We start from the raw sequence: 23828 nt of genomic DNA on the forward strand, positions 1-23828 counted from the left end.
GTTCATGAACCGCCCCGGTTCGAATGGAGACTCGATTCCGTGTAAGGATCAGAGTCATGGCACGTCCCTCCTCCTATCCCCCTGAGCTGCGCAAGCGCGCGGTGCGCATGGTCGCCGAGGTCCGCGGTGACTATCCGACAGAGTCAGCCGCGATCAACGCGGTGATGGCCAAGCTGGGCATCGGCTCACGCGAGACACTGCGCAAGTGGGTCCGCCAGGACCAGATCGACTCCGGGACCCTGCCGGGGGCGACGAGCGAGGAGTCCGCGCAGATCAAGGCGATGAAGAAGGAGATCGCCGAACTCAAGCGCGCGAATGAGATCTTGAAGGCCGCGGCGAGTTTCTTCGCGGCCGAGCTCGACCGGCCACTGCCTCGCTCGTAACGTTCATCGACGAGCACCGGGACCGCTTCGGCGGCGTCGAGCCGATCTGCCGCACGTTGACCCAGCACGGCTGCAAGATCGCCCTCCACCTACTACGCCTGCAAGAAACGACAAGCGACTCCCTCGCCGCGAGCCGTGCGGGACGAGGAACTCAAGGAGCTGATCCAGGAGGTCTACACGTCCAACTACCGCGTCTATGGCGCGAGAAAGGTCTGGCGCGAGCTGAACCGGCAGGGCCATGCTGTGGCCCGCTGCACGATCGAGCGCCTCATGCGTGAGATCGGCATCGCCGGCGCGGTCCGCGGCAAGAAGGTCATCACCACCCTCCCGGACCCGACCGCCGCCAGGGCCCCGGACCGCGTCGACCGCGACTTCGTCGCCCCGGCCCCGAACCGGACCTGGGTCGCCGACTTCACCCACGTGGCCGCCTGGGCCGGCGTCGTCTATGTCGCCTTCGTCGTGGACACCTTCTCCCGTCGCATCGTCGGCTGGTCCGCCTCGCTGTCGAAAGAGACCCAACTCGTCCTGGACGCCCTGGACATGGGTCTGTGGCAGCGCGATCGCGAGGGCCGCCCACCGGCGCCTGGCCAGCTGATTCATCACTCCGACGCGGGTTCTCAATACACGTCATTCCGGCTGGCCGAACACCTGGACGCGGCCCAGATCGCGGCCTCCATCGGCTCGGTCGGCGACGCGTACGACAACGCGCTCATGGAGTCGACGATCGGCCTGTTCAAGACAGAAGTCATCAAGCCCCAGCGGCCGTGGAAGACGCTCTCACACGTCGAGCTCGCCACCGCCGAGTGGGTCGACTGGTACAACCACCGCCGACTCCACGGTGAGATAGGGCACATCCCGCCCGTCGAATACGAAGCCAACTACTACCGAGCAACCACGAAACCCCAGCTCACAGCCACCAACTGAGATCTCCACCGAACCCGGGGCGGTTCATGGTGTGGATTGCGTTGCACTGCGCCATCGCGGTGGCTGGTGCGGCGCTCTCTGGGTGGATCATGTTCTCCTGATCACCTCACAGAAGAGGCAGCGTGGGGAAGGTCCGGGCTGTTCGATCCTTCATGAGGCCGCGGTGTCTCGATCGACCTCACTACCCTGGGGGCATGGCCGAGCTTTGGGGTACTTTCGCCGTCAACGACCATTGCCGTGCAAACGCGTTCGCACGCGAGCTCCTCCTCTTCGACCGGCTCGTCATTCCTGTCCCGGCCACGGACGCCGAGCGTGCCCGGTGGCGGCAGCCGAATCCCAATATGCCCGGCGAGGGGTGGGACCCTGAGAGGCTCGACCGGATACGTGCTCTCCTCGGCAGCCAGCACCACGAAGGCGCAGATGGAGCACGGCTGGTTTGGGAAGCCCCCTGGGACGACAACAGGTGGCGAAACGCACTGTCCCGGAGAGAAGTTGCGGAGACGATCACGAGCATGGACGCCTTCTGGGGCACCCGTCAGATCCTTGCTACGGACGACGAACTGCCTGGCGTGATTGAAGCAGTGGCAGCATTCCCCTCCGAAGTCGAGTGCCGTGACGAGCTTCGGCCGGAGGCCGGGCCCTCTAGGGAGGAGCCCGCGGCTCAAGCGCTCATTGCCTTGGCACGGCCTTTCTTGATCCCAAGTGGGGATGAAGGCCATGACTTCCGACCCCTACGTGAAGCCATGGAGCTGGTGCGTGACCCTGACTTCCGGCGAGCTCGTACGGCGTATCACGAGTGGATGCGCGAGTTCGTGGGCCCTTTGCAGACCCCTGGAGCAGGGCTGGGGCAGAGCACGCTCGACGCGGCATCGATCCGACTTGCTGACGAGCGTCTACAACAACTCATCACTGAAGAGCGCCAGGTCGTGCAGCGGGGTGGTCGACGAAAGCACTGGGCCCGAGGTGGATTCGCCATGACCGTTGTGAGTGTGAGCACTGCGGTCGGCTCAGCGATGATGGATCCGGGAATGTTGGCTCTGATGGGCATCGGTGGAGCAGTCGCAGGCTTCGGCGGTTGGATTGCCGAAAGGAGAGCGGTCGAGCCGCTGGCTCCGCGGCCGCTAGGTGGGGCATCCATGTTCGTGGCCGCGCAGTGTCGGCTGAATTGGGTCTCCGCATCGTCAAGGGAATAAACGAAGCGCGCCGGTTCCGAGGTGAGCCCAGAAGCCGCCAATAGTTGATCTTGGAGGCGTCAGCGCTTCCGTCGAGCGGCGGGGTCGCGTTCGGCTACGTGTCGGGCGACCGCGTCGATGCCGGGCGGGCGTACCGCTCCAGGGAGCGGACGGAGGCGTGGCGGGAGCGGGCCAGCAGCATCGGCGTGGAGGAGCCGCCCTCGGCGTCGTGTGTCAGGGTGCTGTGGCGGATCCGGTGCAGTGTGAGGAGCCGACGCGGCCCGAGCTGGAGCGGTTCTTCTTCCTGGACGACGTGGACCGGGATCTGATCGCGCTGCGGCGTACGCAACATCACCAACTCGGATTCGCCCTCCAGATGTGCACGGTGCGGTACGTGGGCCTGTTCCTGGGCGAGGACCCGCTGGATGTGCCGTGGCCGGTGGTGGAGCACCTGGCCGGGCAGCTGGGCATCGAGGACCCCTCGTGTGTGAAGCGGTACACGGACCGGCGGCAGACGGTGTACGACCACGCGTGGGAGATCCGGGTCGCGTACGGCTACCACCAGTTTGAGGACTATGCCCAGGGCCGGAAAGTTCCGGGCGTTCCTGCACGGCCGGGCGTGGACAGCGCACGCCGAGGGGCCGAAGGCGCTGTTCGATCATGCGGTGGGCTGGCTGCGTCGGCACCGGGTCCTGCTGCCGGGGGTGAGCGTGCTGGCCCGGCAGGTTTCCGAGGTCCGCGCCATCGCGGAGAAGCGGCTGCACACCACGGTCGCGAGGGCCGCCTGGCGGGCGGATGCGGCGCTGCCTTGCGACTTGGTCGCCACGCTGAAGACGCCGGAGGGCAGGCGGTACTCGGAGCTGGAGCGGATGCGTCAGCCCCCGACGCGGACCACGGGTACCGCGATGAAGGGCGCGTTGCAGCGGGTCGAGGACATCGCCGCCTTCCAGCTGGGCCGTCTGAAGCTGGAGCAGATCCCGCCGAACCGGCTGTCCGCGCTGGCCCGGTACGGGCTGGGTACGAAGGCGCCGAAGCTGGAGCGGACCCCGGAGCCCAAGCGCACGGCGATGCTCACCGCGGTGATGCGCCACCTGGAGGCGAAGGCGATCGACGACGAACGCCGGCCTCTCGCGGGCGGAACACATCACCGAGGAACACATCGCCGGAGCGCTCGAAGCTGTCCGGCTGTTCAGCGATTGCGAGGACCTGCGCCGCTTCTACCCGTCAGTGCAGAACTACCGGGACAACGCCTCCAAGCAGTGGGTGAACCACCTGCACCAGTTGCAGGTCGTGCTGTTCCACCGGGGTCAAGTCGCCACTCAGCCACGCAAGTTGGTGCCGTCTGGAAGCCACCGATGGAGCTGCCGCCGCGAATGCGCCCGCACTTCGACCGCCCGGCAGGAGCTGGCGAGCCAGCTCGAAGCCCTTCACCGGGCGGAGTGCCACAAGGTCTTCCCCATCAGCCGGATGCAGTCCAGACGCAGTCTGGTACCCGACGCGAGATCACGCGCCCGCAAACGCTCACGCACCTCGCATTCCTGATCAGACGTCAACTCCACACGCAGGATCTTCGGCATGAGGCAGCCCCTCCCTGCCCGTCCCATACCCGAACCACAGCCCACATCACCGAGACCGCTTAGGGCGCCGGAGGTGTGGGGAGGAGCTGGTCGAACGCCAGCCCGCTGGACGCCTCGCCGCGGCCGGTTTCGCGGGTCGCGGCGAGCCAGACAAGCACCCGGCCGTCGCGCCACCGGGTGCGCTGGTAGGCCAACGAGACCTGGGTGCCGGCGCGCGGCACCTCCTCCTCGAACACGTGGTAGGGCACCGCCGTCTCCTGGTCGAGCCCGACCCGCAGCAGCGTGGTGCGCGGCCGGACCCGGGCGCCGGGCGGCACGCCCTCCATCAAGCGCAACATCGCGCCCCGCTGGAGCTGCGTCGCCCGCACGTCGCCCGGGACGTGCATGACAACGAACGGGACCCAGTTCTCCGGCACCGTGGTCATCGCCCGGTAGGAGATCGGCGCCGCGGCGTCGCCGGTGACCGGGGCGCCCGGCGGCACGCCCTCGAGTCGCCGGCGGTGGGCCAGGGTCTCCTCGGCGGCCTCGGACCCCCGCTTGCCCACCCCGGACGCGAGTGGCACGACACGCTCAACGCCCCAGACGAGGTTGGCCACCTCGTCGCGCGTGAACACGACGTCCTCCAGCGGCGGCCCGCCGGTCGACTGCGGCAGGGTCGGCGGCAGGAACAGCGACGTGTCGGCCGGCTCACGGCCGGTCCCGGCGACGTCGAGTGTGAACATCGACCAGCGTCGCCAGTCGTCGTCGACGCCCCGGCCTGCGGGTTCGATCCACAGCCGCTCGCCGAACACGTTGGTCACGGCGAGCCCGGCCACCGTGGCGAGGGAGCCCACCGGTAGCTCGTACGGGATCGTGAACCAATCGTTGCCGTAGGCGAGCGCGAACTCGAGGAACAGCAGGCGGGCGAGGTCGGTGGTGTCGGCGCTGACGTCGCCGAGGTTGGTGCGCCCGTCCTCGAACGCCCACCAGCGCTTGTCGGGCATGCCGTTGAAGCGGGTCGCCGTCGGGATCGTGGTCGACGGTTCGGCGAGCTTGCCGGATCCACGCCCGCCCGCCGGGTCGACGGAGAACGCGGTCCAGTCCAGTCGGCCGCCCGGGTACTCCTCGGCGACGAGGCGCTTGGCACCGTCGGCGACGTTCGCGGTGACGGCGAACTGGTGCTCCAGGTGGGCAGGGTCCCACGCCGACTGCCAGGCCGGGCGCTCGAACATCGCGTCGAACCAGCCGACCAGCTCCACGCCGGCCTCGACGATGCCCGGCTTGTCGGCCTCCGCCACCGCGATGCCGGTCAGCGGCGTGTTCGATGGGCTCGCCGTCAGGTGCTGGTAGAGGCGGTAACCGTCCATCGCACGGCCGGCCAGCGACTGGAGCAGCGCGTACACCTCCAGGTGGGCGACCCGCTCGGTGTCGTCCTCGTCGGTCGGGTCGGGCGCGACGAACGCGTAGCGCTCCACGAAGGACTGCCGGTAGACCGGCGGGATCCGCTTGAGGAACCGCCGCCCGAGCATCATCCGCAGGTCGGCGGCGCCCAGGCCGCCGGCGGTGAGGTGGTCGAGCGGCCGCCGCTCGACCACCGCCTCCAGCGGCTGGCTGCCATCGAAGGCGACCGGGGTCGCGTCGCGGGCCTGGAACGTCGTCAGGGCGGCCTGCGCCACCTGCACCTTGGCCAGCACCGGCGACCCGGCGTCGTCGCCGTGGAACTCGCCCATCTGCCACTGGCGGGTCAGCATCCACAGCGCGTCGCGGACCTCGGCCCGCAACGCCCGGTCGAATTCGACCGACCGTGGCCGGCCCTCGACCCGGTTCCAGATCGTCACCGACGGCCGCTGCCGCTCGGCGAGCTCAGCCCGGAGGTTACGGATCAACAGTGGATTAGGCATCGTCGGCTCGCAGGATCCGGTACAGGCCGTTGTTGACGGCGAGGTTGGCGGAGATGCCGAGGCCGCGCACTGTCGCCTCGGAGACGGTCGCCGGCAGGAAGGTGGCGTACGCGGTCTGGGCGATGGCGGCCGGTTCGAGGGCCCGCTGCCGCGCCAGGTCGAGCGTGTCGTTCAGCGCGGCGACAAGGTCGTCCCAGAGCCAGCCTGCGGTCGCGTCGGGTGGCACGACGAGCAGCATCGCCTGCGGCGGTTCGGAGTTCGGGCTGTCGTGGTGGAACACGATGCCGGTGGTCGCCGTGTCACCGGGCACGACCTCGACCCACTCGTCGAGCAGCAGCCCGGCCTGGGCCGCCCGTTTGTCGAACGCGGCCGGGTAGTGGGCGGTGTAGAGCAGCCGATCGCCGGTGAGCGTGGTGCCAGGCGGCCAGTCGAGCGCCAGCCAGGGCTCGCTGACGTGCGGGAACTGGCTCGGCGTCAGCTCCGGCTCGGGCCGGTTGAACGCGCTCGCCAGCAGCGTCGCCTGCTCCCAGGAGCGCACCGGGCCGCGTACCCGGGCGACGCCGTGCAGCCAGTCGTCGACCGGGAACGGCCGGGTCGGCAACCCGGCCAGCAGCCCGCCGGAGCGGCTCCATTGCAGAGCCGCCTCCCACTCGTCGGCCTGCGCTGTGGGGATGTCGAATTCGGGCACGAACACCGCGTCCGGGCCAAGCAGTGCGGCAACCGCGGCCGCCAGCGCGTCGACCCGTGGCCGGCCCGGCGCGGCGAGGTCGTGGGCGGCTAGGTGGCCCGCCGCGGCGTCGCTCCGGGTCTCCGCCTCCGTGATCACGAAGTCGAGCGCGCGCGATGTGTCGCGGCCGAGGGCGACCGCCCGTTCCGCGAACCCGTCGATCGGGAACGGTTCGGCGTCGAACGCGTCTACCGGCAGCAGCGCGACCGCCGCCAGCGCGTCGGCGAGCCCGGTCGTCGAGCCGGCCACCGCCTCGAACCCGGCGAGCCGGTCGGCGAAGGCCGACCGCTGCGTCTCGATCGCCGCGCGGAACGGCGCGGCCGCGGCGGGCACCGGGTTGGTCGGTGCGTCGCGGACCTCGCGGTCGGCTCGGAGCAGCACGGCGACGCGCTCGGCGTCGGTGGCCGTCGACGGCAGCGCGCTGTCGCGGGCGAGCGCGGCGTCGGCGCGGGCCAGCCGGGCCCGCCAGCGTTCCGCCCGGGTCGCCACGGCCGCCAGCAGGTCGTCGAAGAGGACGGCCCGTCTCGCCGCGAGCTGGCCCGTTCCCCCGCTCGGCAGGCCGAATCGGCCGGATCCGACCAGCGCCGCGCCGGCCCGGTCGACTAGGTCGTCGACGGCGGCGCGCAGGGCCACCGGGTCGGCCAGCGCCGTGTCGATCTCGGTGCGCAGGCTCCGCAGCCCGCCCAGATGGCTGTCGAGCCGCGCCGCCACCTCCGCGACGCGGGCCCGGTCGGCGTGCGGAAGCGCGTCGGCGGTGGAATGCGCCTCGCCGGCGCGGAGCACGTCGGTGGCCCGCAGGGTCCGGCTGGTGGTCGCCACCGTGCGCAGGTGGCCGACCAGGGGCGCGATCTCGAAGAACGTCACCTTCCCCGGTACGCGCTCGGTGAAGTGCACGGTCGGCGCCGCGTCGGGCCGCAGCCCCGCCTCGCCGGCCACGTACCGCAGGATCCGCTCGTCGAGCTCGCCGAGCGCGGCCTGCGACTCCAGACGGACCAGGTAGAGCAGGTCGATCGGCTGCAGCCCCAGCTCCGCCTGGCTGACCAGCCGATCGCGGTCGGTGCCGTCGGGATCGGTCCAGCGGACCCGGACCACGACGTCTGCGGGTGGCGGCAGCATCGCGGCGACCAGCTCGTTGACCCCCGGCTCCGCGATCGCCCGCGGCGTCATCGCCAGCCCGTCCAACGGGGACGCGAGATGGTCCAGTCCGGCGCGCAGGTGGATCGCCACCCGGTGGGTCAGCGTGCTGCCCCGCCGCGGGGTCTCCAGCACGGCGGGCTCGGGCGGGAAACCGCCGCGCCCGATGGTGTCGAGTGTGGACGCCGCCCGGTCGGTGTTGCCGAGCACCGCCTGGTGTACGCCCTCGGCCAGCACCAGGTCGGCGATCGCGTCGTGCACGTCGAGCAGCCGCTCCACCTCCAGGTCGATGGCTTGCCGCTGCGCGGCCGAGGCGGCCGGCAGGTCGGCGCGCCCGAACGGGTAACCGGAGTTGCCGGTGCGCACGTGCCGGACCAGCTCCAGGCCGTCGACGCACATCCGGCCGTCCCGGTCGCCGGTGAGCGGGAACGCAAGCCGGAGCGGGTGGATGAACGCGTCCACCTCCGCCAGACCGTGCCGGTCGTGCAGCCCGCGCTCGAACCGGTAGCCCAGCAGGTTGCCGAGCGGCTGCCCGTTGCGCAGGCCCTGGAGCACCGACGTGGCCAGCCGCATCCTTTCGGAGCTGAGGTTGAGCGCCATCGTGTCAGGATGGTCGGGGGTGGCGTTGGCCATGAAGCCGCTGCGCAGGATCGCCGCCGTTGCGGCGTGGTTCAACGACGGCGCGTGGACGAAGCCGCCGTTGGCGCTGTCCCGCACCGGCGTGGGTCCAGCGCCGAACGCGGGCTTGAGCTCGTCGGGCAGCTTCACCGGTTGGACCGTCCTGCGTTCCGGTCGCACGTCGTGCAGCCACCCGTAGGCGCCGACGTGGACGCCGCGCCGCGGGTCCGGGCGTGGATCGCCGGTGCCGTCGCCGGGCGCGAGGCCGCGCATGTCGAGCAGTCGGCGGGTCACCAGACCCAGCCGCCAGGCGTCGACTCGGTGGCTGCAGCAGTCGAGGTGTTCGGCTTGGAGCCGTTCGAGCCGGGCGGTCGGTAGGCCGGACAGGGCGTCGATCGCGTCGGTCACCTCGCGGAGACGGGCGGCGGCCGGCTTGTCGAGCAACGCGGGAATGACCTCGTGCAGCGGGCGGAGATTGTCGCCGGTGATGGCCGCCGCCCCGTCGTACAAGGCGTTCCACCGGCTCTCAGTGCCCTGGGCGTCGGCCACGTGCACGAAGGACGGTTCCCGCCGGGCTGCAAGCAGCCCGGCGCCGGAGAGCAGACCGGCGTCCTGCCGGAGCCGGACGGCCGCGTCCCACCAGGACAGCAGCAGGGCGTGGCGGAGCAGGATGTAGAGCAGGGCTGTCGGCTCACGGTCGCCGGTGAACCCGGTTTCCTGGCGCAGCTCCTCCAGTGACGAACGGCCCGCGTCGGCCAGCCACCGCAGGTAGTTGCGCCCGTCGTCGCAGTACGCGCGGACCGCTGCCTCCTCCGACAACGGGCGGTCGTCGACGATCGGCCCCTTCAGTTTGTGCTGGGCGGTGTGGAACAGCTTGCCGAGGATGTCCGGCGCGTCGTTGCCGGCGTACCCCAGGCGGGCCAGCAACTGGCGCCCGGTAACGAGGTGACCGAACGCGTCCCACGCGTCGAAGAACTGCCGGCCCAGGTTGTCGAAGCGGAACCGGTTGAAGATGTCGGCGATCGACTCGGCGTAGCGCTGGTGGAACTCCACCGACGCGGGGTGCAGCGCCACGATGTCGAGCAGCGTCTGGTGCGGGTCGCCGGGGGCGTACGCGTGCGGCACCGCCTCGGTGAGCGTGGCCAGGTCGCTGGTGACCACGGCGAGCATCTTGCCCAGAGTGGTCAGCACCGGCAGGTCAGGCGGCCTCGCCGGGTCGCCGGGGGCGCCGGTGCCGAACCGCAGCCGGCCGAACGCTGTGGCGGGCACGATGCCGTACGGCTGACGGCCGAGGCGCAGCGCCGGCACCCGGCCGCGGCCGCTGACGTAGTCGAGGAAGAAGCCCCGGGTACGCGTCACGTCGTCGTCGCCGAGCAGCGGATGCATCATCGACTCGAGGAAGTAGCCCCAGGTGGCCGGCCACAGCGCGGTGTTCATCGCGCGCGCCTCGGCCTGGTCGGTTCCGGCGGCGCCGGCGACCGCGGCGAACACCGCCGGGTCGACGCCGAGGCACTCGGCCAGCCACTGACCGTCCTGTTTGGTCGCCCAGCGCGGCTCGTCGACCAGCCGCGACCCGGCACCCAGGTAGCGGTCGTAGCTGAGGTCGGGGTCGTCGAGCCGGCTGAACCCGGACGGCACGCCCTCGGTGTTGTTGGTCGGCGTGCCCTGGGCAAGGATCGACATCCCGGACCGGCCGCGGTGGTGGTGGGCGAGCAGCTCCTCCAGCTCCGCCTGATCTTCGGCCGGGGTCGAGCCGGCCCGGATGCCGACCGCGAAGAGCCGGTCGAACCCGTTCTCCATGCCCGGCCGCAGCTCGACCCGCATCGCCATGCCGACGTCGACCGCAGCGCCGAAGTCGACCATCCAGCGCAGCTCGTCGGGCACCACCAGTTCGCCGTTCTCGATGCGGAACTGGTCGTCCGGCCCGGCCGCCGGGTCGGGGCCGACGACCAGCGACGGCGGGATCTGATTGCCGAGGAACTCCAACACCGGTCGCCCGGAGCGAAGGCCGATCAGCACGATCCGGTCCGGCAGCAGGTTGGCCCGCGCCGCCCGGGTCCAGGCGGACGGTTTGGTGTCGGCGCCGGCGAGCGACGGCAGCTCGCAGAAGGCGACCGTCACCTCCGCCTGCTCGGGGTCCACGCCTGCGGGCCGCTCGTCGAACGCGGATGGCGGCACGCCGAGCACGGCGTCGGCCCGGGCGTCGCCCACGGCGCGGCGCAGCGCGGTCGCGAAGGCACCCTTCGGGTCGCCGCCGGCGCGCCACACCTGCTCCCAGTACCGCGCGACGGCGGTGCGCTCCGCCGCGCTCAGCGTCAGGTCGCCGGCGACCACCAGGATCACCTCGTCGGCGCTCGTCCGGACCGGTTCGGCGGTCGGGTCCAGCGGGGCGAACCGGTCGATGATCCAGCCCGCGCGGCCGCTGCCGCTGCCGGCCACCAGGGACCGCCACGCGGCGCGGCGCATGCCATCGTCGCCCCCGGCCCGGAAGATCGAGGCCCAGAACCGGGTCGCGTTGACCACTTCCGTGTCGCTGAGCCGGTCTTCGAACCCGTCGACCGCCCACTGGTCCGGATAGATCCGCACCCACAGTTCCGTGGGGGTGAAGCGGGTCTCGATCCGCAGCGGCATCAGCAGCAGCGGCGTCCGGCCGTCGAGGCCACCGATGGCATTGCGCGGGTCGGACACCTCGGCGAGGCCGCGGACCTCGCCGGCCAGCCGGCTCTCCGCCCGCCGCAGCTTCTCCCGCAGCTCGGCCAGCGCGGATGTGGCCGACACGAGGGCGTCGTCGAGCTCGGCCAGCGACCGTGGCGGCCGGGCGAGCCGCGGGTCGACCCGCCGGGCCGCGGCGTCGCGGGCGCGCCGCACGCGGGTCAGCCGGGCGTCGGCTGCGGCGACCTCGGCGCGCAGGTCGGCGGCCTCTGCGGCGCGTTCGCGCATGCGGCGGTAGGCGGGGCGGGGGTCATTCATGGCCGATCAGCTCCCCCGCGTGCACGGCCACGAGCACCGGTGCCTGGTAAAGGATGTAGGCCACCTCGGACGCGTTGAGGTCCGGACCCCAGTGCAGGAAGCGGTCCTCCGTCCACTGGTCGTGCTTCTCGGCGTCGGCGCCGGTCGGCTCGGCCAGGTGGCGGGTCGCCGCGGTGGGCCCGGCCGGGATGAACGGCACGCCCGGCGCGACGTCGTCCCAGGCGAGGTCGTTCCACACGTTGAGGTTGCCGTCACGCGCGATGTCGAGACCGAAGCGGGGCTCCCCCGGCCGCTCGCGCAGCACGAAGAACCAACCGGCGTCGGGGTCGGGCACCGACGGGTCCTGGCCGCGGGCCTCCTCAGCGGTGAGGTCGAAGCCGAGGAAGGAGATGTCCGGCTCGACCTTGGCGCCGAACAGCGGCATGCGCAGCTTGCTCAGCGGCGGGTCCAGCTCCTCGGCCGACGTGAGGTCGTCGAGCTCCCGTTCGGCGCCCGGGTCGATGGCGCCGTCCGCGGTGCGCCGCCACTTCGCCTTCTGCGCGTAGATCACTGCCGTGGGGAAGCGCTTGAGCAGGTCGCCCCGGATCACCAGGACCACTTCGTCCCGGCCGCCGGTGCCGCTGCCCAACTCGCGATGGTCGTGCTCCCCGAGCGTCGAGGTGAGCGGCCACTGGTGCAGCGGCGGGATGTCACGCAGCCGCTCCCGGCGTGCCGCGCCGGTCTCGCCCGGGACCGGGAGCTGATGCGAGGGGTCCCAGAACTGCCGGAAGTAGCTGCCCTGCTGGTCGGTGGGGTACTCGCGCCAGAGCAGCTCGCGCGCCATCTCATGGTTGAGACCGACCAGGTACGCCTCGATGAACCGCTGGTTGGTCTCCAGCATGCTGATGCTGTCGGGCGGGATGAGGTTGAGGTTGGGCAGGAACAGCTCAGACGACTTGTCGGCGAGCGGCCGGTACATCGGCAGGTCGATCTCCGGGTAGGCCATGACCTCGCGGAACGAGGCCACGACCACCGGCCGGAACCGCGCCGGGATGGTCAACCCGGCGAGCACCCGGCGGGGCACGGTGACGTCCGGGTCGACGAGGCCCAGTGCCGCCTTGGCCAGGCCGTCGACCGCGATGCCGGGCCGCCCCGGCTCCACCCCGGCCTCCGCCGAGGCGCGGATCAGCTCGGCGTTGCCCCGGATGCCGGTTTTGTACCGGGCGCCGACCCGGCTGTCGGTCGCTGTCGGGTCCATGGTGGGCACGTCCTTGCCGGGGTCGCTCAGCGTGAAGCGCTCGTACCGCGGCAGCTCGGTGACCAGCTCCGGCTTGCGTTCGTCGAGTGCGAGTTGGAAGGCGGCCGTGTCGCGATGACGGCTGAGGGCCCGTAGGACGACCGCGGAGGTGGGTACGCCCGGCGGCGCCGTTTTCGGCCGGGCGGCGGTGGCCTTCTGCGCGGCGATGGCGGCCAGCAGGCGGCGGGGTGGATCGCCGCGGCGGGTCAGGGCCCGCACCACGGTCGAACCCGGGCGGCTGATCCGCCGCATCGCCGCGCTCAGCGGCCCCTTGGCGACCAGGCTCGCCGCGAGGCCGTGAGCCACGGTCACTCCGCTGTGGACGATCCGCGGATGCACCGGCGCGGTGATCGCCAGCACCCGGCCGGGGTCAGCGGCCACCTGGGCGGCGAGATGGCGGCGGTGGATGCTGGCGGCCACCTCCCGGGCGAGCTGGCCGAGGCGGATCCGCTTGTTGGCCGCCTGCACCGCGCCGACCTGGTCCCAGGCGGCCGCCAGGTAGGTCTCCTGGTTGTCCTGCACGACCGCCGTTCCGAACCCGGCGGTGGCGCGGAAGCGGGGGTCGAGGTTGAGCTCGTGCACCCAGTTGCCGGTCAGCTGGGGCGCCGTCGCCTCCAGCAGGCGGCTGGTCTGGGCGTGCCACCGGCCGTACAGCGGTGGGGTGACCACCGGATCCGGGTCCGCGGCGTCGCCCGCGGCGTAGTCGTCGCCCAGCTCGACGAGGTCGGCCAGAGCCCTCTGGAACGGGTGCGGGAACGGGGTGTCCCAGTTCTCGTAGCGCTCCGCTTCCGCCTGCGCCAACTCGTCGAGGTTGATCTGGGGGACCCGCAGCGCCCCGCCGAGGCGCAGCATGCCACCGAGGCCGGGCACGTCGATGCCGGGCAGGCCGGGCAGCGGCTTGCGGACGTCCATGTCGCGCTGGCCGACGTGTGGGTCCATCCGGCGGGGCTTGAGCAGGCGGACCAGGTACTCGAAGTCGCCGACGGTGCCGGTCCGGAACTGCCAGCGGTGGTAGTAGCAGTAATGCGGGGGTTCGCCGCGGTTGGCGTAGTCGCCCCAGGCCGGCTGCATGGCGGCCGGCGTCGCGCCCGGGTCGAGACCGAGCCCGGCCAGTCGGCCGCTCTCGAAGGCGGGCATGACGAACGCGTGGTAGGCGGTGTTGGGCCGCAGGCGCCGCGGGCAGAGCAGCCGCGACAGCCCGAGGTCCGGGTTCGCGCCGACGACCTCGTCGAACCGCGGCAGCACCTGGGCCATGTCGTCGGACACCACCTCGCCGGCCGCGTCGAGCCCCCCGTTGACGTGGACGTGAGCCCAGGCCCACAGCTCGCCGGCGGCGGGGAACACGCCGGAGTCGCCGACGATCACGAACGGCAACGGCTTCCCGGTGGCAGTGCCCTCGGTGAACTCGTCGTCGGCCAGCACGACCAGCGCCAGCCAGGGCCGCAGGCGCTTCGACCCGTCCGGTGGCGCCGGGGTGTAGCGCCATGGCAGGTCCTCGTCGTAGAACTCGACGAACGGCAGGTAGTTGGGCTCGAAGTCGGTGATCCCAGCGCGCGGCTCGGTGCGTACGATCGAGCGGGCGTCCAGGCCGATCACGTCGCCGGGCCCGTAGAGCTCGACGTCGCGGTGCACCGGCAGCGTGGTCGTGCCGCCGCCCACCGCGTCGCCGGTGAGCGTCAGGTCGACGCCGATGCTCGCCCGGGTCGCGCCGCCGGGCGCGGCGGTGATCAGGTTGGCGACTCCCCGCCGCAGCCACGGCAGGAACGAATAGGTGCCGATGTCGCTCATGCGGTGGCCGCCTCGTACGTGGGGATGACGTGGACCGTGCCGGCCCGGCTCGGGTCGCCTGCGACCACCCCGTCGAGCCACTCCCGCGCAGCCGCCTCGCTGCCGAAGACCTGCGTCGTGGCGCGGTTGTCCGCGGTGGAGGCGACGACGAAGCCGGCGTCGGTGACCGCCACCGCGTCGTGGTGCGGGTTGAGCAACTGCGCGACGGCGGCGGAGACCGGCGAACCGGCGATGCTGGCGCCGGCGACGAAGTGGGCGAACAAGCCACCGGCGATGGGCCGGAAGCGGCGCTGGCGGCGGCGGAACTGGTCGTCGATGGTGACCTCTTCGAAGCGGACGACCCGCCGGGCCATCCGCGCGGACTGGGCGCCCGCGCCGGTCGGCACCAGCTCCATCCCCGCGTGCTGGCGCTCGAACGACGGCCGGGACAGCTTGGCCGCGTCGTCCAGCTCCAGGAACTGCGCCATGGCGAACGGCTCGGTGACGTCGTTGCCCGCGCGCAACGCGGTGCCCTGCACGGTGAGGGTGAAGCGGGTCGCGTCGCTGGCCCGGTTGCTGCCGACCTTGGCGATGCCGATGTCCAGCGGCACGGCGCGCTGCCGCACCTCCAGCACGCCGACCGGGTGCAGCGCGAGCGCCGCGGATCCGGAGTCGGGCAGGCTGCGCAGCGACACGAGCAGGCTGGTGCCCGGCGGGGGGAACGCCCGCCACGACTCGGCCTTCTCCAGCTCGGTGCGCAGCAGCGGCAGCACGTTGACCGGGTCCAGCTCGGTGTGCTTCGGCTCGCCCCAGGTCTCGTCGAAGTCGGCGGATACGTCGAAGAAGAAGAACGAGATCGAGCCCTCGCCGCGGGCCCGCCACGGCGACGTCCCCTCCAGTGCGAAGTGCAGGTGGATGCTGAAGACGCCGAGGCCGAAGACCTTCAGCGACACCGACGCGGAGATCTCGACGACGAAGTAGAACGGCGAGAACCGGAACAGCGCGTCGAAGCCGATGTGCCCCTCGATGCTGATTCCGCTGAACCGGAAGTACAGCTCCGCGGCCGCGCCGAACTGCGCGGTATTGCTGGTGATGGCGAAGTAGTTGGTGATCCGGATCCGGCCCCAGTCCTCGTCGAGGATGCTGATCGTGATCCGCTGCGGGCTCGGGAACGGCAGCGGGGGCGGATCGAAGCTGGGGTGGAAGCCGCCGACGCTGACCACGAACTCGGGCTGGTCGCCCCAGGCCACCAGCAGGCCCATCTCCCCGGCGATGGTCAGGAACAGAATCCGGGAGTCGAACAGCGAGGCGAAGAAGTACAGCCGCTTGCGGTCGAACTCGACTGTGCCGGCGAAGTTGACCTGGAGCTGCACCAGCGGCTCGTCGGGGGTGGGCAGCGCGACCTTCAGCACGCCGACGATGGCGACGTTGCCCGGGATCTCGATGATCACGCCGACGGAGGCGCTGATCAGCGTCGGGCTGCCCCAGCCGATCTTGATCATCGGGCCGATCAGGAACGTGTTCTGCTTGGCCGGGAAGAAGGCGCGCAGGTCGCTGAGGATCCGTGGCGCGTTGGCCACGACGTCGCGGGGGAACATCACCGATTCCACCGCGCCGGTGCGGACGCCCTCCATCAGCGCCTGCAGGTTCATCGTCCGGTTGATGCCAAGGAGTCCGCCGACGCCGAGCAGGGTGAAGCCGTAGCCGAGCTGGATACCCCCGGGGAACTGCGCGGTGATGATGATCAGCATCGAGAACCCGGGCGAGCCGTCCGGGTTGCGGGTGGTGATCAGACCGATCGCCGCCACCGCCAGGAACTCGGCGATGACCAGCTCCAGGGCGCCGGCGTACTCACCCTTCTCGGTGTCGATGAACAGGTAGCCGCCGCCCTTGACGACGCCGACGTCGAGCGAGAGGCCGATGCCGTTGGGCGGCTTGAACCGGAACCCGAGGTCGATCGGGCCCAGGTTGCCCTCGCCGCCGGGTGGCAGGCCAAGGACGGCCTCGACCCCGATGCTTTCGACGACGGCCTGCAGCGGTCCGAGCGCGGCCTTGATCGTGGCCATGAGCCCGACCGGGAACCCGGCCGTCTCGATGCCGACCCGGAACGTGAGGTTTTTGATCTCGATCGGACCGAGCTGGATGTGCGCGGGGATCTGAACGTCGAGCCCGCCGCTGCCGGTGAAGTAGACACCGGAGCCGGCCGAGCCGGCCCGCCAGCCGAAGCCGAGGTCGAACCGGGCCCTCAGCTCGAAGCCCGCCATCACGCTGCCGATGAACCCGTCGGCGTCGGCGAGGGAGATGGACAGCTCGCCGCCCTCGATGGCGCCCTCGATGCCTACGTCGCCGTTGGCCCGCCCGGCGTCGGCGTCCCAGGCGAAGGAGGTGGTCAGGCGGATCCCGATCCGCTTCGCGCTGAGCTCCGTGGCGCCGGCCACGCCGAGCAAGATCACCGCCTCCCGGCCTGGCGCGGGCATCTTGTCGAGCCCGGCCTTGAGCGTGCCCTGCACCGTGCCCTCCGGCGGGATCACCGAGAGGTTGGCCGGCGGCTGGAGGCGGATGCCGGTGGACGCGGCGACCGCCCCGGCGGCGCTGAAGCCGAGCAGGAAGTCGCCACTGACGGGCACCACGAGGTCGGTTCCGTCGGCCAGGCCGAACTTGGCGATCAGGTCGAGGCCGGGCGGCGTGACCGTGGGGTCCGTGGGGATCAGCGCCGCGAGGAAGAACTCGATGAACGGCCGCTCGGGCGGCCCGGGGTCGATGCCCGAGGCCACGGGCAGACCGAGGGAGGTGAGCAGCTCGTAGAGCAGGTCGATGAGCAGGGCGCCGTCGAACGCCGGCGTGCCCCAGCCGAACAGGGAGCTGAACGCCGTCTCGGGCGAGGAGAAGAACTCGCCGATCCGGGCGAAGTCGACGAACCGCACCGTGGTCTCGGGCAGCACGGGATCGGTGGACGCGGGGTTGACCACCGTCGTGCCCAGCACGCCGAGCGCGGTCAGCACGCCGGACACGATCGGTTGATTGTCGGTCAGGTAGCGGGCGACGACCCGGTCCAGCAGCCGCTTGGGCAGCTCGCTGACGAACTGCTCCAGAGCACCAGGGAGGACGCCGAGGTTGATGCTGCCGACCTCGCGGGCGATCGTGTCGAAGGAGCGGATCACGCCGACCAGCTCGACCACCAGCGGCGCCGACTTCGCGGCCAGCTCCAGACCGCCGACGTCGGCCTCAATCGCCTCGAGCAGCTCGCCGACCAGGTCGGGCAGCTCCTGCGCGGACGCGGCGCAGGAGCCGACGGCACTGCGCAGCGCCGGCGACACCAGGTCGGGCGGGATCCACAGGCCGAGGTCGGTGAGCACGGCGAGCGGGTCGTCGCCGCCGAACTCGTCGCCGAGGTCGGCGAGCGCCGAGCCGAGCATCAGCGCCAGGCGTTCCAGTGTGCCGGGCTCAGCCATGGCCGCCTCCCCCGTCGTCGGACCCGGCTCCCCGATGGACCGCCACGTGCACCGCGCCGGCGAGGGCGACTACCGGGCTGAGCAGCACGCCGCCGACACCGACCAGACAGAGTGCCCCGGCCAGCCGGCGGCCGCGCACCGCGGCACCGCCTCGCCCGGACAGCGCGTCCGCGGCACGGACCGCGGCGGTGAGCGGCCGCAACGCCACCGCGCGTACGGCGGCACGCCAGCGGGCCCGGGTCGCGAGCCGGCGCGCCAATGGCGTACCGAGGGCGTAGTAGGCGGGGTTGACCGCCGCGAGGAGGCGCCGGCCGGCCCGCGACGCCGACAGCTCGGCCCGCATCAGCCGCAGATAGGCGAGCTGGCTCAGGGCGGTCATCGTCGTGGCGGCTGCGGTGAGCGGGCAGGTCGACTCGGCGTCTTCCGGCGGCGGAGGCGGAGTCGTGGGCGGTGGCGTGGGCGGTGGTGGGACCGGCGGCGCCGCCTCGACCGGCGGCGCCGCCTCGACCGGCACCGTCGGCGAGCGCAGCGCGGGCGCGCCGGTGACCTGGATGAAGCGCGCCTCGACGCACGGCAGCGACCCGGCGAGGATCCACAGCATGTAGTAGCCGGGCGGCACGAGCGAGCTGTCGGTGCCGGGCACCATCGTGATCGACAGCGAGGTGCTGCCGTTGGTCGTGAACGGCAGCTCGATGAAGCGCTGCTCGGTGTCGGTGTGGTGGGTCACTGCGGCCGGGCGCATGATCGCCACCCGGGTGATCCGGGCCGCGTCGGGGGTCCGCACCGTGAACGTCGACCCGTACCGGACCTGGACCTCGCCGGCCTTCAGCGGCGGGAGCACCGGTCGGCTGCCCGCCTTGTGGAAGTACGGCGGCTGGTAGACCTCGTAGTCCTTGCGGTTGAGCGGATTCGTAAAGGCCTCATGGCGGTCCACCGCCGGCGTGACGGCAGTGTTCGTGAACCACTCGTTGACCCGCGGGATCGGGGTGCCGCCGGCCGCAGGCTCGAAGTCGACCCGCGTCCCGTCGGGGATGTCGCGCGGCAGCGGGGTGTCGATGTCGAGGATGAGGGACGCCGAGATGGACGGCAACAGCGGCCGCAGCCCGGCGAGGGTGGCCCTGATCTCGTGAGGGCCGCGGTCGATGATCACCTTGGTGCCCACCGGCATCGTGGCGAAGGGCGCCAGGTAGACCGACGGATCGGTGTCCAGGTTGAGCGCGGTGTCGCCGGTGGCGGCATCGAACAGCAGGCGCGACGTACCCAGGTAGGTGCGCCCGTTGAAGGTGCGCGGATAGGCGAGTGACGGCTCGTGCTCGTTGGGGTCGGCGCCGCCCGCGACGATCACTGAGCCGTCGGCGAGCAGCATCGCGATCGAGTGGTACATCCGCGGGTGCGCCATCGGCGCCCCGACGTGGAACCCGGAGCCGGGGGTATGGATCTCCACCGGCAGCGTCGGGTTGGTACGCGGCACGCCTTTCGCTGTGGCCAGCGGGCTGTTGGCCCTGGCGTACCACTTGTACGCGTCATGGCCGCCGAGAATGAGCACGGTGGCGTCGGGCAGCAGCACGCAGTGGCCGTTGACGCGCGGATGGGGCAGGCCGGGCACGGCCTTCCACCGCGGCGCGCCGACCAGGCTGGTGTCGAGGATCTCGACCGGCTGCGGGGTGGCGATCTTTTGCCGGTGGAAGGCAAGCGGGCCGCGCCCCTCCGGCGTGGTGATCGTCCACGGCGGCGCCGGGGTGGCGACCGCGCGGCGCACCAGCGACACGTCGCTCGAGTCGACGGCGAAGCCGCCGCCCACCACCAGGAACTTGCCGACCGAGTTCGGGTCACGCGCCTTGGTCGCCGGGTTTAGCACCACCGGCAGCATCACACTCATGCCCTCTTCCCGCTCAGGCTGCTTGGCTTTGGCCGTCGGGAGCACGTACTCGGTCCAGGTGCCGGTGGCGGCGGTGCCCTTCGGCGCACCCGAGGGGGGCGGCACGATGGTCAGCGAGAGGGTAGGCGGCTCGGCGATCTCCTGACCCCACGTGGTGTGAGTGGTGTAGAGCCGGTCGTCGGGGGCGAGGTGGATGCCCGGGTAGATCGGGATCGGGCGGTTGGCGTTGGTCACCTTCTCCGGCTGGTACTTCGGCGGTCTGAGGTGCTCGACGACGTCGGCGATGCCGCGGTTGGTGACCCACTCGGTCAGCCGGGCGTCCGGCCACGTGCCGGGACCGGTGAAGACCGCACGCTCGCGCCGGCCGGAGACGACGATCACGCTGCCGTCGCCCAGCATGACCGCGGTCGGATACCAGCGACCCTGGAGCAGCTTGTGGCTCGGGTCTGGCTTCTCCCACACCTCTTTGCGCGGGTCGAAGATGACGATCGTGGAGGACCCGGCGCTGCCTCGGTAGTCGGTCACCGGATTGAAGCTCGCGCCCGAGAGGTGGTCGGGCTGCGAGCCGCCCACGACCAGGATCCGGCCGTCGGCGAGCTGCACGCAGAAGCAGCAGAACAGGTCCGCGCCGTTGGGGAACGGCTTGCGGACCGCCGGCGCGGTCGGCTTGCGGGGATCGAACACGTAGGCCACGAGCGGGTAGTCGAGGAACTCCGCGTGCCCGCAGAACCAGAGCACTTTTCCGGTGTGCATGTGCACCGCGTGGATGACGAACATACCGCGCTCGTCGGGAACCGGGTTGTGGCCGCTCTTGTCGCGCAGCTTCTCGCCCGGATTGAACGGCACCGGCTGCGGCGGCCGCCACGAGCCGTCGGTGTCGGCCGCCATCAGTGGGCCCCATGTCCGGCGCCGCCAGCGAGGTGCGCCGCGCCGACCACGATCGCGGCCATGATCAGCGCGACGCCGGTGACCCGCGCCAGCGCCGCGCCCCACGGCGCGTGCTTGTGCAGCGCGGCCACGCCGCCGAGCGCAATCATCAACAAGGGACTCGACATCCCGACCGCGAACATCACCAGCATCAGCGCGGCGCAGCAGCCGAGGCAGGAGAGTCCGTAGTCCAGGCCGACCAGGGCCGCCTCGGCGCCCACCGGACGCCGGCCCGACCAGCGCCGGGCGAGGAAGCTGAACGGCGAACGGCACGCCGTCAGGCACCGCGCGGACGTGCCGGAGAGCTGGTAGGCCCCGGCGACCAGCAGGGTGAGGGGCAGCACCACCCAGGCGTACGGGGTGCGGCCGACGAGCGCGTGCACGCCGCTGTCGACCGCGGCCAGCCCGAGCCCGGCGACCGTCCACAGTGTCAGGTACCCGGCGACAACGGTGGCGACCAGCCGGCCGGCGTCGCGCCGGTCACCGAGCAGCCGGGTGAACGCCCGCAGCAGCGGCAGCGACGTGGGCAGCATCGTCGCGACCGTCATCAGCAGCCAACTGACGGCGAACCAGCCGACTCCCGCCCAGCCCGCGGCGAGGTCGTGCCCGAGCAGCGACTGCGTCGGTGAGAGCTGCCACAGCAGCAACCCGACCGCCGCGACGACCGCGCCGGTGACGACAGCGACCGTGGGGCGCGAGCGCGCCGCCGCGCCGACCGCGGTCACAGCTCGCCCCGGCTCTCATACCGGAACGGGCCGCGCATCGCCGCCCGGCCCGCCACCTGCACCGAGGACGCCTGCCCGCCGAGGTCGATGCGGAACGTCGACGTGCTGCCCACTTCGGCGCGCGGGCCGAGCACCTCGCTCAGCCGGCCACTGCGCAGCTCGGTGACCGCACCGTCGCCGCCGCGCATGACCGACCCGGCGCCGCTGACCATCCGCCCGACGGTGACCGACAGGTGGTCGTCCTGAGTGGTCAGGCTGATCGGCGCGCGGGTCGCCTCGCGGAGCACGCCCATCAGTCGGCCGAGCTCGCGGAGTGGCCCGCCATAGCCCCCGGTGAACGTCGACGCGAGCGCGGTGAACTGCGCGTCGTCGGCGCCGTCGTCGACGAACAGCGTGACCTCCTGCCCGCCGTCGTCGCGGTGTCCCGCATGGAACGAGACGCTGACCACCGACCGCCCCGCGACATCGACGTCGCCGATCGTTCCTTCCTCGACCGACCAGCAGAACGCCCCAGTGCACCAGCCGTCGTCGGGCGGCTGACCGACCCAGCACGGGCAGATCGTGTAGCAGTCGCAGAGCTCCAAGAACTGGCCGTGGAGCCGGTAGGCGGGCAGGCTCATGGGCAGCGCCACGCGTTGCTGCGGTGCTGTGCGGCGGATACTCTCATGACGCCCCTGGTCGCTCTCGGTGACCGGACAATACACCGTGCGTCGATAGACCGGCGTCCCAATTCAACCAATCTGCGCACTGTCCGTCACCCGCACGGCTCAACGGGCAGACCCGCCGCACGCCAGCCCTCCAGCATCTCGTTCACGGACACCGTGGGCAGCTCCCCGGCCAGCGCGGACGTGACACGACGTTCACGGTCTGGGTGCCGCGGGTGGCCTCGAACCGGCCAGTACAGCTAGCCGTTCTCGCCGGTGCCAGTCAGACAGACCCACTCGTGAAAGCCCGAGGTTAGCGTTCAATCCAGCAGCATTACTGGCGGGACCCCACGACTCCCGCGAGTTCAGGCGAACTGAAGGTTCTTCAGCGCGAACCCGAGGGTCCGTTGCCCGGATTCCGGGGGATGGACCCTCGGGTTCGCGGGAACTCAGGCGATTCGGATTCGACGGACTGCTCCAGGAGAGCGCGGGCGGAGTCCGCGTAGCGGATCGCGGTCTTCTCGTCCATGCCGAAGACTTCGGCGAGGTGGAGTGGATCGGGCCCGTGGACGAGGGCCTCCTCAAGTTGCCGGTCGATGCGGAGCCGGTCCAATGTGGCTCTCTGGCCGCGCAGTTCGCGCTCGATCCACCAACTGCTGACCGGGTCTGTCTCCAGCGCGGTGTTCATGTTGATGATCAGGTGCGGGTTGGCGGTGCTCGGCCAGCGGCGGCGCCGGTGCTCCAGCCAGGCCAGCAGAAGCTGCTGGGTGAGGTCGTCCAGCGGATGGGTGCGTCCGGCGACGGTGATCCGGCGGTTGCCCAGGTCGGCATCGTCGAGTTGCAGGGCGCGGATCGCCCCGGGCCGGACCGCATGGACTGCGGCGAGGGCGACGGCCAGGCGGCCGGCGGGCGAAGTGACCACCTCGGCAGAGCGGGCCACCTGATGCGGCAGCAGCGGCTGCAGCACGGGGGCGGCGGCCTGGCCGACCTTGATCCGGGAGGTCGGGTTGCGGAAGATGACGCCGTTCTTCTTGGCCCAGGCGAACAGCGACCGCAGAGCGACCAATGCCTGGTGGCGGTCCCGTCCCTGGAGCGTCTTGACGTGGGCCAAGACTTCGTCGCGGGTCACCTCACGCACGTGGTCGTGGCCGGCCGACCACTCCAGCAGGGCCGGGCGAATCGCCGTGAGGTAGATCCTCACCGTGTCTGGGTCGCGGGCGAGGGTGCGCGGGCCGCCATCGTGCAGGGTCCGGGCCCACTTCTCGGTCTCCCGCCGGATGCCCGGGGCTATCCCGTCGAGTTTCGCCTCCAGCCAGTCCTCGAAGGGCGGACGCCGGTCGTTCAGGAAGATCTCCATCGCCTGAAGGACCTCGGTGGTGCGCTCGATGCTCAGGTTCAGTGCTCTCAGCGGGGAGAAGATCTCCGAGTGCCGGATCATGTCTCCCTCGGCGTACTCAGACAGCAGCATGACCAGTGCCCGGTCCACGTCCTGGCGTACTGCCCTGGGCCAGCCGCGGGCCTCGGCCAGGCCGTGCGCGAGGTGCCGAGCCCAGGCCAGCCAGCCGCTGGTGGTGGTGTCCGCCCGCCCTGGGTCGAAACGGTGGTAGTCGCGGCGGGCCCCGTCGAACAGCACCGGCTGGATCCATCGGGAGTACGGTCGCGCCGCAGGCGGCGGCGGAGGCTTGCGCGGTGCCCCTCGGCGGTCATAACGCCGGGGCGGAGTCGTGCGGGCGCCACGCATCGACAGCATGTCGGCGAAGAAGAGCTGCTGAT

Annotated in this window: 9 protein-coding genes and 2 pseudogenes; 3 read left to right on the forward strand and 8 right to left on the reverse strand. The window is 71.5% G+C overall.

Going from position 1 to position 23828, the window contains the following annotated elements; genetic code table 11:
* The first annotated feature begins 56 nt into the window (after positions 1 to 56).
* The 3 genes and pseudogenes from SLUN_RS00770 to SLUN_RS42230 form a co-directional block, all read left to right on the forward strand.
* Positions 57 to 1307: pseudogene (locus SLUN_RS00770) on the forward strand (IS3 family transposase).
* A gap of 194 nt (positions 1308 to 1501) precedes the next feature.
* Entirely contained in the window at positions 1502 to 2500 is a 999-nt protein-coding gene (locus tag SLUN_RS39160; RefSeq protein WP_159100101.1) for a hypothetical protein, read from the forward strand.
* A gap of 208 nt (positions 2501 to 2708) precedes the next feature.
* A pseudogene (locus SLUN_RS42230) lies at positions 2709 to 3594 on the forward strand (DUF4158 domain-containing protein); the annotation flags it as partial.
* A gap of 521 nt (positions 3595 to 4115) precedes the next feature.
* On the opposite strand, the gene SLUN_RS00790 reads toward SLUN_RS42230, so the two are convergent.
* From SLUN_RS00790 to SLUN_RS00825, 8 genes are all read right to left on the reverse strand, one after another.
* Positions 4116 to 5921: a hypothetical protein gene (locus SLUN_RS00790; protein ID WP_254710043.1), complete on the reverse strand. Its 1806-nt coding sequence runs from the start codon at positions 5919 to 5921 to the stop codon at positions 4116 to 4118.
* A gap of 7 nt (positions 5922 to 5928) precedes the next feature.
* The gene (locus SLUN_RS00795; RefSeq protein ID WP_159100102.1) at positions 5929 to 11385 is read right to left on the reverse strand and encodes a hypothetical protein; all 5457 of its coding nucleotides are present in this window, start codon (positions 11383 to 11385) and stop codon (positions 5929 to 5931) included.
* A complete protein-coding gene (locus SLUN_RS00800) occupies positions 11378 to 14449 on the reverse strand; it encodes a hypothetical protein (RefSeq protein ID WP_108146700.1) in 3072 nt (1023 codons plus the stop codon). Before SLUN_RS00800 ends, SLUN_RS00795 begins: the two co-directional genes overlap by 8 nt.
* The gene (locus tag SLUN_RS00805) at positions 14446 to 17880 is read right to left on the reverse strand and encodes a DUF6603 domain-containing protein (protein WP_108146701.1); all 3435 of its coding nucleotides are present in this window, start codon (positions 17878 to 17880) and stop codon (positions 14446 to 14448) included. Before SLUN_RS00805 ends, SLUN_RS00800 begins: the two co-directional genes overlap by 4 nt.
* A complete protein-coding gene (locus SLUN_RS00810; protein ID WP_108146702.1) occupies positions 17873 to 20647 on the reverse strand; it encodes a DUF1929 domain-containing protein in 2775 nt (924 codons plus the stop codon). The genes SLUN_RS00805 and SLUN_RS00810 overlap by 8 nt, the downstream gene beginning before the upstream one ends.
* Positions 20647 to 21411 carry a DUF2182 domain-containing protein gene (locus SLUN_RS00815; protein ID WP_108146703.1) on the reverse strand — a complete coding sequence of 255 codons (765 nt, stop codon included), beginning with the start codon at positions 21409 to 21411 and terminating at the stop codon, positions 20647 to 20649. The genes SLUN_RS00810 and SLUN_RS00815 overlap by 1 nt, the downstream gene beginning before the upstream one ends.
* Complete coding sequence (locus tag SLUN_RS00820) at positions 21408 to 22031, reverse strand: DUF1326 domain-containing protein (RefSeq protein WP_159100103.1); 624 nt, start codon at positions 22029 to 22031, stop codon at positions 21408 to 21410. The genes SLUN_RS00815 and SLUN_RS00820 overlap by 4 nt, the downstream gene beginning before the upstream one ends.
* 409 nt (positions 22032 to 22440) lie before the next feature.
* Complete coding sequence (locus SLUN_RS00825; protein WP_217505410.1) at positions 22441 to 23688, reverse strand: site-specific integrase; 1248 nt, start codon at positions 23686 to 23688, stop codon at positions 22441 to 22443.
* Positions 23689 to 23828: the final 140 nt, after the last annotated feature.

It is taken from the genome of Streptomyces lunaelactis (assembly GCF_003054555.1).
Taxonomy (GTDB): Bacteria; Actinomycetota; Actinomycetes; order Streptomycetales; family Streptomycetaceae; genus Streptomyces; species Streptomyces lunaelactis.

Bases quoted from the DNA above. Each gene is read 5' to 3' on its own strand.
- SLUN_RS39160 (WP_159100101.1), top strand. From the start codon at position 1,502: ATGGCCGAGCTTTGGGGTACTTTCGCCGTCAACGACCATTGCCGTGCA.
- SLUN_RS00795 (WP_159100102.1), bottom strand. From the start codon at position 11,385: ATGAATGACCCCCGCCCCGCCTACCGCCGCATGCGCGAACGCGCCGCA.
- SLUN_RS00800 (WP_108146700.1), bottom strand. From the start codon at position 14,449: ATGAGCGACATCGGCACCTATTCGTTCCTGCCGTGGCTGCGGCGGGGA.
- SLUN_RS00805 (WP_108146701.1), bottom strand. From the start codon at position 17,880: ATGGCTGAGCCCGGCACACTGGAACGCCTGGCGCTGATGCTCGGCTCG.
- SLUN_RS00810 (WP_108146702.1), bottom strand. From the start codon at position 20,647: ATGGCGGCCGACACCGACGGCTCGTGGCGGCCGCCGCAGCCGGTGCCG.
- SLUN_RS00820 (WP_159100103.1), bottom strand. From the start codon at position 22,031: ATGAGCCTGCCCGCCTACCGGCTCCACGGCCAGTTCTTGGAGCTCTGC.